At 72.2% G+C, this 13204-nt stretch carries 12 protein-coding genes; 1 reads left to right on the top strand and 11 read right to left on the bottom strand.

Annotation, left to right across the window (positions count from 1 at the left end):
• Nucleotides 1-56: 56 nt before the first annotated feature.
• Nucleotides 57-677 carry a TetR/AcrR family transcriptional regulator gene (locus tag ACFV9M_RS03680; protein ID WP_385063828.1) on the bottom strand — a complete coding sequence of 207 codons (621 nt, stop codon included), beginning with the start codon at nt 675-677 and terminating at the stop codon, nt 57-59.
• A 108-nt stretch (nt 678-785) separates the two neighbouring features.
• On the opposite strand from ACFV9M_RS03680, the gene ACFV9M_RS03675 reads away from it, so the two are divergent.
• The gene (locus tag ACFV9M_RS03675) at nt 786-2339 is read left to right on the top strand and encodes a cytochrome P450 (RefSeq protein ID WP_385063826.1); all 1554 of its coding nucleotides are present in this window, start codon (nt 786-788) and stop codon (nt 2337-2339) included.
• Here the strand turns inward: ACFV9M_RS03675 and ACFV9M_RS03670 are convergent.
• The 10 genes from ACFV9M_RS03670 to ACFV9M_RS03625 all read right to left on the bottom strand — a co-directional run bounded on the left by ACFV9M_RS03670 (nt 2298) and on the right by ACFV9M_RS03625 (nt 13023).
• Nucleotides 2298-3131 (bottom strand): pentapeptide repeat-containing protein, encoded by an 834-nt coding sequence (locus tag ACFV9M_RS03670; RefSeq protein WP_385063824.1) that lies wholly within the window; start codon nt 3129-3131, stop codon nt 2298-2300. The genes ACFV9M_RS03675 and ACFV9M_RS03670 overlap by 42 nt on opposite strands.
• A 76-nt stretch (nt 3132-3207) precedes the next feature.
• Nucleotides 3208-3951, bottom strand: coding sequence for a PIG-L deacetylase family protein (locus tag ACFV9M_RS03665; protein ID WP_385063822.1), 744 nt, complete (start codon nt 3949-3951; stop codon nt 3208-3210).
• 55 nt (nt 3952-4006) lie between these two features.
• Complete coding sequence (locus ACFV9M_RS03660) at nt 4007-5308, bottom strand: alpha/beta fold hydrolase (protein WP_385063820.1); 1302 nt, start codon at nt 5306-5308, stop codon at nt 4007-4009.
• Between the two features lie 103 nt (nt 5309-5411).
• On the bottom strand, nt 5412-6431 hold the full coding sequence (locus tag ACFV9M_RS03655) for a LacI family DNA-binding transcriptional regulator (RefSeq protein ID WP_385063819.1): 1020 nt from the start codon (nt 6429-6431) through the stop codon (nt 5412-5414).
• Between the two features lie 82 nt (nt 6432-6513).
• Nucleotides 6514-7938, bottom strand: a complete 1425-nt coding sequence (locus ACFV9M_RS03650; RefSeq protein ID WP_385063817.1) for a BNR repeat-containing protein — start codon at nt 7936-7938, stop codon at nt 6514-6516.
• A 67-nt stretch (nt 7939-8005) separates the two neighbouring features.
• Entirely contained in the window at nt 8006-8326 is a 321-nt protein-coding gene (locus ACFV9M_RS03645; RefSeq protein ID WP_385063815.1) for an L-rhamnose mutarotase, read from the bottom strand.
• 33 nt (nt 8327-8359) lie between these two features.
• Nucleotides 8360-9442 carry a rhamnose ABC transporter substrate-binding protein gene (gene rhaS, locus ACFV9M_RS03640; RefSeq protein ID WP_385063813.1) on the bottom strand — a complete coding sequence of 361 codons (1083 nt, stop codon included), beginning with the start codon at nt 9440-9442 and terminating at the stop codon, nt 8360-8362.
• A gap of 32 nt (nt 9443-9474) precedes the next feature.
• Complete coding sequence (locus ACFV9M_RS03635; protein WP_385063811.1) at nt 9475-10476, bottom strand: ABC transporter permease; 1002 nt, start codon at nt 10474-10476, stop codon at nt 9475-9477.
• Nucleotides 10469-11509, bottom strand: a complete 1041-nt coding sequence (locus ACFV9M_RS03630; protein WP_385063809.1) for an ABC transporter permease — start codon at nt 11507-11509, stop codon at nt 10469-10471. The genes ACFV9M_RS03635 and ACFV9M_RS03630 overlap by 8 nt, the downstream gene beginning before the upstream one ends.
• Complete coding sequence (locus tag ACFV9M_RS03625) at nt 11506-13023, bottom strand: sugar ABC transporter ATP-binding protein (protein WP_385063807.1); 1518 nt, start codon at nt 13021-13023, stop codon at nt 11506-11508. Before ACFV9M_RS03625 ends, ACFV9M_RS03630 begins: the two co-directional genes overlap by 4 nt.
• Nucleotides 13024-13204 lie beyond the last annotated feature (181 nt).

The raw sequence follows: 13204 nt of genomic DNA, 5'->3' as shown, positions 1-13204 counted from the left end.
AACCACGAGGGCGACACCCGTCCCGTCCGTACGTCGTCGCCGCCCTCCGCCGGGCCTCATCCGGCCGGCGACACGACCCCCAGCAGCGCCCGCGCGCACAGCTCCCGCACCTGCTCCCGCGACAGCGCCGCGTCCGTCCCCCGGAGCCACTCCAGGCACACCGCCGTGATGAACGCCAGCCAGCCGCGCACCGCCAGTCGTACGTCGGCCCGCTCCCCGAGCAGCGGGCCGAACTCGGGGTCGGCGGCCAGGGCCGCGAGGATCTGGCGCTCCTGGGCCGCGAGGGCGCGCCGGTACACGCGGCGCACCGCCCGGTCGCCGGCCGCGTCGGCCCGGTGGAAGGCCCGGTAGCCGTGGGCGTGCGTGTGGACGTACTCGAGGTAGGCGTCCAGCCCGGCGGTGAGCTGCTCGCGGACGGGGACGCCCGGGACCGCCGCCGTCATGCGCAGCATCCGCTCGCTCTCCCGCTCGACGACCGCCGCGAAGAAGTCCCGCTTGGTCGGGAAGTAGTGGTACAGCAGCCCCCGGGACACCCCGGCGATCTCGGCGACCTGCTCGATCCACACCTCGTCGTACGGGCTGTCCGAGAACAGGCGCGCCCCGACCGAGAGGAGCTGTTCCCTGCGCTCTGCGGTGCTGAGGCGGCGCCGTGCGCGCTCCCCCTGGTTCGCGGCCATGCCCGCACCTTAGTTGACGTCGGTTCGGCGACGGGACGAGACTGGGCCACGTTGTTGAACCCACGTACAACACGCTCAACCTGCCGCTGAAGCAAGGGAGATCGCGTCATGGCGGAGACGACGGCCGGCACCAGGACCGGGACGACGGCCGGGAGGGAGGGGGCCGGGGACGGACTGCCCAGGGGGTTCCGCAGCGCCGAGACCGGGTGGCCCGGACTGCACCGCATCCCGCACCCGCCGTACCGGCTCCCGCTCCTCGGTGACGTGCTGGGCGCGAGCCCGCGGACGCCCTTGCAGGACTCCCTGAGGCACGCCCGGCGGCTGGGGCCGGTCTTCCGGCGCCGCGCCCTCGGGCGGGAGGTCGTGTTCGTGTGGGGTGCGCGGTTCGCCGCCGACCTGGCGGACGAGACACGGTTCGCCAAGCACGTGGGACTGGGCGTGGCCAACCTGCGGCCGGTGGTCGGGGACGCCCTGTTCACGGCGTACAACCACGAACCCAACTGGCAGTTGGCGCACGACGTGCTCGCTCCCGGGTTCAGCCGGGAGGCGATGCGGGCGTACCACCCGATGATGCTGGACGTGGCGGAGCGGCTGACCGCGCACTGGGACGGCGCGGCGCTCGCGGGGCGGGCGGTGGACGTGCCCGGGGACATGACCAAGCTGACCCTGGAGACCATCGCGCGCACCGGTTTCGGGCACGACTTCGGCTCCTTCGAACGCTCCCGGCCGCACCCCTTCGTGACCGCCATGGTGGGCACGCTCGGCTACGCGCAGCGGCTGAACACCGTTCCCTCGCCCGCTCTGTTGTGGCGGGCCGCGCGGCGCAACGAGGCCGACCGGGCCTGCCTCGACCGGACCGTGGACGACCTGGTGCGGGCCCGCCGCGCGGGCGGGCGCGGCGAGGGCGACCTGCTCGACCGGATGCTGGAGACCGCCCACCCCGACACCGGCGAGCGGCTGTCGGCCGAGAACGTGCGGCGCCAGGTCATCACGTTCCTGGTCGCGGGCCACGAGACCACCTCGGGCGCGCTCTCGTTCGCCCTCCACTACCTCTCCCGGCACCCGGACGTCGCCGCCCGCGCCCGCGCCGAGGTGGACCGGGTGTGGGGGGACACGGCGGCACCGGGATACGACCAGGTCGCCCGGTTGCGGTACGTCCGCCGGGTGCTGGACGAGTCGCTGCGGCTGTGGCCGACGGCGCCCGCGTTCGCGCGGGAGGCCCGCGAGGACACTGTGCTGGCCGGGGAGCATCCGATGCTCCGCGGGGCGTGGGCCCTGGTGCTGACGCCGATGCTGCACCGCGATCCCGAGGTGTGGGGCGACGACGCCGAGCGGTTCGACCCGGACCGCTTCGAGGCGGGGGCGGTCCGCGCCCGTCCCCCGCACACCTACAAGCCGTTCGGAACGGGGGCGCGGGCGTGCATCGGGCGCCAGTTCGCGCTGCACGAGGCCACGCTCGTGCTCGGCCTGCTGCTGCGCCGCTACGACCTGCGCCCCGACCCGGACTACCGGCTGCGGGTGACCGAGCGGCTCACTCTGATGCCCGACGGTCTGCGGCTGCGCCCGGAGCGTCGCACGGCTCCCGCCGCTCCGGCCGAGGCGGAGGAGGCGGAGGAGGGGTCAGTGCTGCCCCGCTGTCCAGTGCGCGGGGCGGGTGAGTGACCGCGGCAGCCGGGTCCCTGCGCTTCCCCGGGCCGCGGTGAGCTGCGGCTGGGTCAGGAAGATCGCGCCGGTGAGGTCGGCGTCCGTGAGGTCGGTGTCGCGCAGGTCGGCGCCGATGAGGTCCGCGCCGCGCAGATCGGCGCCGGTGAGGTCGGCGGCGGTCAGCCAGGCCCCCCGCAGGTTCGCCCCGCGCAGGTCGGCGCCCTTCAGGCGGGCGCCCATGAGGTCGGCGTTGCGGCGTTCCTTCCTCCGGCCGGGTAGGCCGGCGCGGGCCAGTTCGCTGGTCCTCAGCAGCAGGGCGTTGACGTCCTGGCGGTGGGCCGGCACGTCCAGGGCGACGAGTTCCGCGGCGGTGCGCCGGGTGAGCCGTTCGGTGTCGTCGAGCGCGCGGCGCAGCCGGGCGTGGAGGGGGCGGGCGGCGGGCAGGGCGAGTGCCTCGGTGAGGTAGTACAGCAGTTCGTGGAGGTGGCGGACCACCGGGAACACCTCGGCCATGAGGCGGGCCTGCTCCCGGTCGGCGGTGCGCCGGTCCCTGCCGCCGAAGGTGACCTGCGAGACCTTCTGCCCCGCGCCGAAGCAGTCGTAGACCGTGCAGCCGGTGAAGCCCTCCTGGCGCAGCCGGGCGTGGATGCCGCAGCGGTGGTCCTGCCCGAGGTGGGGGCACGGTGTGCCCGCGTCCTTGTCGATGGCGAAGTCCGCCGAGCGGGCGAACGGCAGCGCCACGCAGCACAGCCCGAAGCAGTTCCCGCAGTCGCCGCGCAGGTCGCGGAGGTCCCCCGTTGGTTCTCGCATTCGGCACACCCTACTGAGCCGCGACCCGCCGACGCCGCCATGGGGGGGTGAGCCGCCGTCCCGGCGGTGACCGCGCTCAGCGGGTGAACAGCTCGAACGCCACGGCGGGCCTGCCGCCGAAGCTCTCCCCCGCGGCCTGTGCGCCCTCGGTCAGGAAAGTGCGCGCGTACGTCTCCGGCTCCTGGTCGGTCAGCGCCTCGAGGTAGGTGCGGTGTTCGAGCAGGGAGGCCACGGCGCGCTCCAGGCCGGCCGTGGCGTCCACGGCGTGGGTGGGGGTCGCTGATCCGGCGACGGCGACCCAGCGGACGCCGGTCCACGGTTCCAGTCCCTCGGCGGCCAGCTCGGGGAAGATCCACCGGTTGCCGGCGTCCGCGACCGCGTCGAGGGCGGCGCGGCCGACGGCCACGTGGTCGGGGGTGTTCCAGGCGACGCCGTCCCAGGTGTCGCGGTGGTTGAGGGTGATCACCAGTTCCGGGCGGTGCCGGCGGACGGCGGCGGCGATGTCCCGGCGCAGGGCCGGCCCGTACTCGATCACGCCGTCCCGGTGGTCGAGGAACTCCACCGTGGAGACGCCGACGGCGGCCGCGCTCGCCCGCTGCTCCCGCTCCCGCACCGGGCCGCACTCGGCGGGCGGCAGCATGTCTATGCCGGCCTCACCGCGGGTCGCCAGCACGTAGGCGACCTCACGGCCGGCGTCGGTCCAGGCGGCGACCGCCGCCGAGCACCCGTACTCCAGGTCGTCCGGGTGCGCCACCACGGCGAGGGCGCGGGTCCAGTCCTCGGGCAGGGGCTGGAGCTCAGGGGACTTCGGCACGCTCATGTCCGCAGACTAACCAGAGTCGGCGGAACCCACATCCGCACATACCGGGCGCCGGTCAGACCTCGTCGCGGGTGAGGGCCAGCAGCCGGTCCAGGACGCGGGGCCCGCCGGCCCGGACGCCGTCGTGCTCGAACTCGTCGGTGACCCAGGTGCGCAGGCCCCGGATCGCCCGGGCGGTGCGCAGGGAGTGGGCGGTGTCGACGTACAGGTCGTCGTGGTAGACCGCCGCCGCGACCGGGACCTCGTTGGCGGCGAGGCGGGCGGAGTCGTACAGCGGCGTCCAGTCGGTGCGGGCGGCGAGGAGTTCGGCGGTCTCGCGCAGCGGGCGCAGCGCCGGGTCGCAGTCGAACAGCCAGGGGTGGATCGTCTCGCCGGTCAGCGGCAGCGGCCCGTCGCCCGCGAGCGCCTTCGCGGCGTCGAACCGGGGGAACTCCGCGCGCACCCGTTCGGCCGACCAGGCGGTGGGGCGGGCGTCCTGGCCGTAGATCGCCTCGTGGACGAGGGCGTAGAGGGGGTGGCCCGCGTAGGAGAGGAGGGCCCGGATCTCCTCCTGGAAGGCGTCCGACAGTGCGGGGCCGTGCGGGGTGGGGACGAAGGCGTCCTCCAGGAGGAAGTGCAGACGGTGGCTGCCCTCGCTGCCGCCGAGGAGGATGCCGAGGCTCTGGAAGGCCTCGACGGTGAGGCGGTAGCCGCCCGGCAGGGTCACCTCGTGCGTCAGCAGGTGGTCGGCGATCCGGCGGACCCGCTCGACGTCCTGCGGATAGCGGGCGTAGTGCGCGGCGGTCTTGCGCTCCATGCGCGGGTAGGCGGCGCGGTAGACGTCGTCGGCGTGGGCGTCCAGGGAGGGCAGACCGCCGGTGATCACTGCCGCGGTGAGGCCCTCGGGGGCGAGGGAGAGGTAGGTGACGGTGCAGAAGCCGCCGAAGCTCTGGCCGAGGACCGTCCAGGGGGCGCCGCCGGTGACCTCGCGGCGGACGAGCTCGCAGTCGCGGACGATGGAGTCGGCGCGGAAGCGGGTGAGGTAGTCGGCCTGCTCGGCGGGGCCGCCGCGCAGCGGGAGCGTCTGGCGGTTGGCGGGCGTGGAGTGCCCGGTGCCGCGCTGGTCGAGCAGGAGGACGCGGTACTCCTTCAGGGCGCGGCCGAGCCAGGCCGGTTTGCCGACGAACCGGTTGGCGCCGAAGCCGGGGCCGCCCTGGAGGTAGAGCAGCCACGGCAGGTCCTGGCCCGCCTTGTCGCTCGCGACGACCTCCCGGGCGTACAGCTCGATCGTCTCCCCGGCCGGGTCGGCGTGGTCGAGGGGCACGGTGAAGCGGCGGTCGGTGAGGACGACGCCGGGCTGGCGGTAGGTGACGGACAACAGGGGCTCCCGGGACGATCGGTGTACGGGTGTCGGCCCAGTTCAGCACATGCGGGGGGCGGCGGCGGAGGCCGGGGATCACGAACCGCTGCCGAACGGCGGTTCAGCGCGCCGAGAGGCTGGAGCGGCGCACCACCAGTTCGGGCTGGAGCACCACCCGGCGGTGTTCGTGCCGGCCTCCGCCCGGCTCGGTCTCCTCCAGCAGCATCTCGGCGGCCAGCGCGCCCATGGTGACGGCCGGCTGGCGGACCGAGGTGAGCGGGACCGCCGCGGCGGCCGCGAACTCGATGTCGTCGTAGCCGACGATCGCGAGGTCGTCGGGGACGGTGACACCGGCCGCGTACATCGCCTGGAGGACGCCGAGGGCGAGCAGGTCGTTGGCGCAGAACACGGCGGTCGGGCGGTCCGCGAGGCCGAGCAGGCGGGCGCCCGCGTCCCGGCCGGCGCCGACGTCGAGCCGCTCGGTGGGCAGTTCGCGCAGGTGCTCCGGGCCCAGGCCCGCCTCGGCGAGCGCGGTGAGGGCGCCGGTGCGGCGGTCGCGGACCTGGTTGAAACCGGGCGGGCCGCTGACGTAGGCGATCGAGCGGTGGCCGGCGTCGATCAGATGGCGTACGGCGAGGGCGCCGCCGGCCACGTCGTCGACGGAGACCGAGCACTCGGCGGCGCCCTCGGCGACCCGGTCGACCAGCACGAACGGTATTCCGTGCCGGCGGAGGGAGTCGATGTTGCGGCCCGTGGCGTCCGCCGGGGTGAGCAGGACGCCCCGCACCCGCTGTTCGGCGAAGAGCGACAGGTACTCGGCCTCCTCGCCGACGCTCTCGCCGCTGTTGCAGACCATCACGCCGAGCCCGGCCTGACGGGCCGCCCGCTCGGCGCCGCGGGCGACGTCCACGAAGAAGGGGTTGCCCATGTCGAGGACGAGCAGTCCCATGATCCGGCTGCGGCCCGCGCGCAACTGGCGCGCGGACTCGCTGCGGACGTAGCCGAGCCGGTCGATCGCGGACAGGACCCGGGCGCGGGTCTCCGTGGCGACGGTGTCCGGGCGGTTGATGACGTTGGACACCGTACCGACGGAGACTCCGGCGGCACGGGCGACGTCCTTGATACCCACCGACTGGGCCATCAGGCAGGAACCTCCAGGGGGAACGAGGGGCGGCGGGCGGGGGGCCTTCACATTACCGTCAAGCCGCCGCGCTCCAGACCGGTCAGGCGGGCAGCCTGAAGTCGACGACGTGGAGTGCCGAGGGGGTCGTCCCGCTCGACTTCTCCTGGTACATCACGGACAGGACGCCGTCCTGCCCGACGCGGGTCTCGTCGACGACGACCTCGCCGAAGGCGTTGAGGCCGCCGCCGTCGAACAGCAGCTTCCAGTCGGTGTGACCGGAGGCCTTCGACGCGCCGGCGATCCGGCCGAAGGGGAGGATCGCGTAGGCGTTGTCGTAGGTGTCCAGGACCAGCTTGGTGCGCTGGCTGGAGTTGAGCGGGATGGGGATCTCGGTCTTCTGCCAGGCGCCCGAGGAGTTCTTCCGGACGTGGAAGGCGCGGCCGTTGGCCGTGCGGTCGGCGACGTAGTCCGTCGTGCACTGGCCGAAGCGGCCGGGGACGTAGCTGATGATCGCGTGCGGGAGTCCGGCCGAGTCGGTGGACTGGCTCTCCTGGTTCATCAGGGAGTGGTCCGGGTTGAGCGGATCGACCACCAGGCCGCCGTCCGTGACGGACACCTTGTCCGAGCCGCCGGTGGTGCCGACGACGGTCCCCGCGTCGTTGCGCCAGGTGCGGCCGCGGTCGTCGGAGTAGACGTAGCCGGTGTCGTGGTTGGTGATCCCGCCGCCGCTGCACATCACGGCGCCGTTCTGCTCGCGCCAGGTGAAGAAGGCGTGCAGCCGGCCGTCGCGGTCGTAGTCGATGCCGTGCAGGTACATGTTGCGGGCCGTGCTGGAGCCGTGCTCGCTGGTGTAGGTGCCGGTGGAGGCGGTCCACTCGCCGAGACTCCTCCACGCCGTGCCGTCGTACTCGGCGAGCGCGTTGCGGCCGTTGCCGGAGACGGCGACCCGGTAGCTCAGCTGGAGCCTGCCGTCGGGGGTGGAGACGAACTGCGGGTAGGTGAACTGCGAGGTGAGCGCCAGTCCGTCGAGGGTGGACTGCGGTGCGCCGAAGCGGCTCGCGGTCCAGCTCAGGCCGGCGGGGTCGTCCATCAGGCCGGCCACCGACTTGACGTAGGTGAAGCCGTCGCTGTGCGAGTCCATGTTCAGGTGGAGACGGCCGTCGGTCTTGGAGACGCCCATGGAGATGACGTTGTGGGAGTCGTCGTAGCGGAGCGTGTGGCCGACCTTCACGGTGGACCAGGTGCTCGCGTCGAGCGCCCGCCGGCCGACGACGGCGTTGCGGTCGGCGGTGTACCAGACGGCGTACTGGTGGCCCTTGTAGGTGAGCAGGCCGTTCTTCTGGAAGGAGTTGTTGTTGACCAGGCCGTCGTAGGAGACGAAGAAGACGGCCTGGCTGTCGAGCGTGGTGGTGCCGGTCCGGGTGACGGACGGACCGGGGGCGGCGGCGCGGGCGGTACCGGAGGCGAGGGCCGGGGCGGCCACGGCACCGGTGAGGGCCGCGCCCAGCAACGTGCGTCGTTTCATCTCGGGCAGCTCCGTCGTCGGTGGGGGGAGGGCGGGGACGGGGAGGGGGGGGCAGGGGGTCAGGGGGTCAGGCCAGGTGGAACACCTCGGTGAGCGGTTTCATGGCCTCGTCGGGTCTGGCGCCGTCCAGTGACTCGAAGAACGGCGCCATCTCCGCCTGCCAGCGGGCGTTGACGTCGGTGGCTTCCATGCCTGCCTGGGCGGCCGCGAAGTCCTCGGTCTCCAGGTAACCGACCAGCAGACCGTCCTCGCGCAGGAAGAGCGAGTAGTTCTGCCAGCCGGTCGCCGAGAGCGCTTCGAGCATCTCGGGCCAGACCGCGGCGTGCCGCTCGCGGTACTCGTCGAGACGGTCCGCACGGACCTTCAGCAGGAAGCACACGCGCTGCATCAACAGCCCTCCGGGGTATGGGACTTCACGAGACTAGAAGTTGTACTGGTCGATGTTCTCGGCGTTGAAGACGGTCGGCTTGCCGAGGCTGATCACGCCGTCCTTGCCGATGGTGTACTCGGTGCCGCCGGCCGTGAAGGTCTCGCCCTCCTTGCCGGTGATCTGGCCCGAGACCAGCGCCACGGCCGTCTGCGCGGCCAGCTCGCCGAGCTTCGCCGGGTCCCACAGCTCGAACGCCTCGACGGTGCCGTTCTTGACGTACTTGCGCATGTCGTTCGGGGTGCCGAGGCCGGTCAGCTTGACCTTGCCCTTGTACTTGGAGCCCGACAGGTACTGGGCGGCCGCCTTGATGCCGACGGTGGTCGGGGAGATGATCCCCTTCAGGTTCGGGTACTCCTGGAGCAGGCCCTGGGTCTGCTGGAAGGACTTCTGGGCGTCGTCGTCGCCGTAGGCGACCTTGACGAGCTTGATGTCCTTGTACTTGGCGTCCTTGAGTTCGTCCTTCATGAACTCGATCCAGGCGTTCTGGTTGGTCGCGGTCTGCGCGGCGGACAGGATCGCGATCTCGCCCTTGTAGCCGATCTGCTCGGCGAGCAGCTGCACCTCCGTGCGGCCCAGGTCCTCACCGCTGGCCTGCGAGACGAAGGCGTTGCGGCAGTCGGCGTTGGTGTCCGAGTCGTAGGTGACGACCTTGATGTCGTTGCTCATGGCCTGCTTGAGCGCGGTGCACAGGGCGCCCGGGTCCTGCGCGGAGACGGCCATCGCGTCGACCTGCTGCTGGGTCAGCGTGTTGACGTAGGACACCTGGCCGGAGGTGTCGGTGCCGCTGCTGGTGCCGACCTCCTTGTAGGTGGAGCCCAGCTCCTTCAGGGCAGCCTCGCCGCCCTTGTCGGCGGTGGTGAAGTACGGGTTGTTCACCTGCTTGGGCAGGAAGCCGACGGTCAGGCCCTTCTTGGTGGCCGCGTTCGGGTCGGCCTTGCCGCCGGCGGCGGCCGCGCCCGAGCTCTCGTTCTTCACGTCCTCCTTGGTGGTGCCGCCGCAGGCGGTGGCGGCCAGGGCGAGGGAGGTGACGGCGGCGAGGGCCGCACAGGCACGGCGGAGTGACGACTTGCGCATGACGGGTCCTTTACGAGGGTGAGAGCGGGGTGTCAGACCGTCGAGGTCGAGGCGGCGGCTCTGCGGCCCGCTCTCGCGACGGAGATCTGGCGTGCGACCCGGGGGCCGAGCACGGAGACGACGAGCAGGACGCCGGTGACGACGATCTGCGACTGGGCGGAGACGTCCTGGAGGCTCATGACGTTCTGGAGCGCGCCGAGCAGGAAGACTCCCGCGAGGGCGCCGCCGAGCGTGCCCTTGCCGCCGTCGAAGTCGATGCCGCCGAGCAGTACCGCGGCGATGACGGAGAGTTCGAGGCCGGTGGCGTTGTCGTACCGGGCGCTGGCGTAGTGCAGGGCCCAGAAGATCCCGGTGAGGGACGCCATCAGGCCCGTCAGGACGAACAGCAGGAGCTTCTGGCGCTTGACGCGGATGCCGGCGAACCGGGCCGCCTCCTCGCTGGCGCCGATCGCGAACAGCGCCCGCCCGAACGGCGTGGCGTGCAGGGCCACGACGGCGATCGCGAGCAGCACCAGGAACGGCAGGAGGGCCTGCGGGACGAAGGTGTCGCCGATGCGTCCGGCCGCGAAGTCCAGGTACTGGGTGGGGAAGTCGGTCACCGAGTCCGAGCCGAGCACGATCTGCGCGATGCCCCGGTAGGCGGCCATGGTGCCGATGGTGACGGCGAGGGAGGGCAGGCCGAGCCGGGTGACGAGCAGTCCGTTGACCAGCCCGCAGACCACGCCGAGGACGAGGCAGATCGGGATGATCGTCTCGATGGTCAGGCCCTGGTTCCACAGGGCGCCCATCACCGCGCCGGACAGGCCGGCGGTGGAGGCGACCGAGAGGTCGATCTCGCCGGAGACCACCAGCAGCGTCATCGGCAGGGCGATCAGCGCGATGGGCAGGGTGTTGCCGATCAGGAACGACAGGTTGAGCGCGTTGCCGAAGCCGTCCACGAAGGAGAACGAGAACAGCAGCAGGACGATCAGGAGGGCGCCGACGACCGTGTCCCAGCGGATGGCGCGGTTCACCAGGGATCCGGACTCAGGCATGGCGGGCGTTCCTCTTCTTCAGAGCCGACGCCACCCGCAGCGCGACCACGCGGTCCACGGCGATGGCGAGGAGGAGCAGGATGCCGTTGATGGCGAGCACCCAGACGGAGCTGACGCCGAGGGCCGGCAGCACGCTGTTGATGGAGGTGAGCAGCAGCGCGCCGAGCGCGGCGCCGTAGACGCTGCCGGAGCCGCCGGTGAAGACCACGCCGCCGACGACGACGGCGCTGACGACGGTGAGTTCGTAGCCGTTGCCGGTGCCGGAGTCGACGTTGCCGAAGCGGGCCAGGTACATGGCGCCCGCGAGGCCCGCGAGGGCGCCGCAGAAGGTGTAGGCGACGAGGATCCGCTTGCGGACGGGGATGCCGGCGAGGCGGGCGGCCTCCGGGTTGGAGCCGAGGGCGTAGAGCTCGCGGCCGCTGCCGAAGTGCTTGAGGTAGTAGGCGGTGCCGACCAGGACGACCAGCGCGATCAGCGCCAGGTACGGCACGGCGGAGATGCCGCCGGCGCCGAAGTCGACGAAGGAGCCGGGCAGATCGGCCGCGGTGATCTGGCGCGAGCCGACCCAGATGGAGTCGATGCCCCGGATGATGTACAGCGTGCCCAGGGTCACCACCAGGGCGGGCACCTGGCCGAGGCTGACCAGGAGGCCGTTGAGCAGGCCGAAGCCGATGCCGAGCAGGACGGCGAGGACCACGGCGACGACGGGGTTGCCGCCGCCCTGGAGGTAGGTGCCGGCGGCGAAGGCGGTGATGCCGAGGGTGGAGCCGACGGACAGGTCGACGTTCCTCGTGATCACCACCAGCGACTGGCCGGTGGCCACCAGGACCAGGATGGTCGCGTTCAGCAGCAGGTCCTTGATGCCCTGCTCGGACAGGAACTCGCTGTTGCCGGCCTGGGTGACGGCGATCATCACCAGGAAGACCACCAGGATGGCCAGTTCACGCATCTTGAAGACGCGGTCGACCAGCCGGGTGCCGCTGGACTTGGAGATCTCGGCGGCGGGGGCTCGGTCGGGAGTGGTCACCGTCATGCGGCGGCCCTCCCCGTGGCTGCGGCCATCACGGTTTCCTCGGTGGCGTCGGAGCGGGGGATCTCGGCGGTGAGCCGGCCCTCGTGCATCACGAGCACGCGGTCGGCCATGCCGAGGATCTCGGGCAGGTCGGAGGAGATCATCAGGACGGCCACCCCGTCGGCGGCCAGCTGCGACAGCAGCCGGTGCACCTCGGCCTTGGTGCCGACGTCGATGCCGCGGGTGGGCTCGTCGACGATGAGCACCTTGGGGCCGGTGGCCAGCCACTTGGCGAGGACGACCTTCTGCTGGTTGCCGCCGGACAGGGTCGACACGGTGTCGGCGATCCGGGCGTACTTGACCTGGAGCTTGACCGCCCAGTCGAGGGAGCGGCTGCGCTCCGCGCCGCGGTCCACCAGGCCGGCCTTGACCGTGGTGCGCAGGCCCGTGAGGCCGATGTTGCGCTCGATGGACATGTCCATCACCAGGCCCTGGGCGCGCCGGTCCTCCGGGACCAGCGCGAGACCGGCGGACATCGCGGTGGAGGGCGCGCCGTTGACCAGCCCGCGCCCGTCGACCTCTACCTCTCCGGCGTCCCAGCGGTCGATGCCGAAGACGGCTCGGGCCACCTCGGTGCGGCCGGCGCCGACGAGACCGGCGAGGCCGACGATCTCGCCGCGCCGCACCTCGAAGGAGACGTCGGTGAAGACGCCCTCACGGGTCAGCCGGCGCACGCTCAGGGCGACCTCGCCGGGCTCGACGTCCTGCTTGGGGTAGAGCTCCTCGAGGTCGCGGCCGACCATGCGGCGGACCAGGTCGTCCTCGGTCATCCCGGCGAGCGGCTCGCTGGCGATCCAGCCGCCGTCGCGCAGGGTGGTCACCCGCTGGCAGATCTCGAAGATCTCCTCCAGCCGGTGGGAGATGAACAGCACGGCGGCGCCCTGCTCGCGCAGGGTGCGGACGACGTTGAAGAGCCGGGCGACCTCGCTGCCGGTGAGGGCCGCGGTCGGCTCGTCCATGATCAGGACGCGGGCGTCGAAGGAGAGCGCCTTGGCGATCTCCACGATCTGCTGGTCGGCGATGGACAGGCCGCGCGCCGGGCGGTCGGGGTCGAGGTCGACGCCCAGGCGGGCCATCAGGGCGGCGGTCGCCGCGTGGGTCGCCTTGTGGTCGATGCGGCCGAGGGCGCGCCGTGGCCGGCGGCCCATGAAGATGTTCTCCGCGATCGAAAGGTCGGGGAAGAGCGTCGGCTCCTGGTAGATCACGGCGATGCCGGCGTCGCGGGCGTCGCCGGGGCCGTGGAAGACCACGGGGCTGCCGTCGAGCAGCACCTGACCGGTGTCCGGTCGGTGCACTCCGGCGAGCGTCTTGATGAGGGTCGACTTGCCCGCGCCGTTCTCCCCGGCGAGGGCGTGGACCTCACCGGGAAACAGCTCCAGGGAGACGCCCCGCAGGGCGCGGACGGCGCCGAAGGACTTGGCGACGTCCTTGAGCGCCAGCACCGGGGTGGGTCCCGTGTCGGACGGGTCTGTCATGGATGGCTCCTCGACGACGCCGCTGACAGGTCCGTCACAACGTCGTGAAAGGTTTCAACTGGATTGCCGGGACGTTAGGCAGGAGAGGCTTGTCACGTCAATGGGCCCGGTCCGAAAAGTTTTCGATAGCCGAAGGTCACGCGGCGGTCACGGAAAGCGGGCCTGGACGCAGGGCTTGACA

The sequence above is a fragment of the Streptomyces sp. NPDC059895 genome (genome assembly GCF_042731035.1).
Taxonomy (GTDB): Bacteria; Actinomycetota; Actinomycetes; order Streptomycetales; family Streptomycetaceae; genus Streptomyces.
Note: the sequence above shows the minus strand (reverse complement) of the source record. Positions and strands in the feature narration are given on the sequence as shown.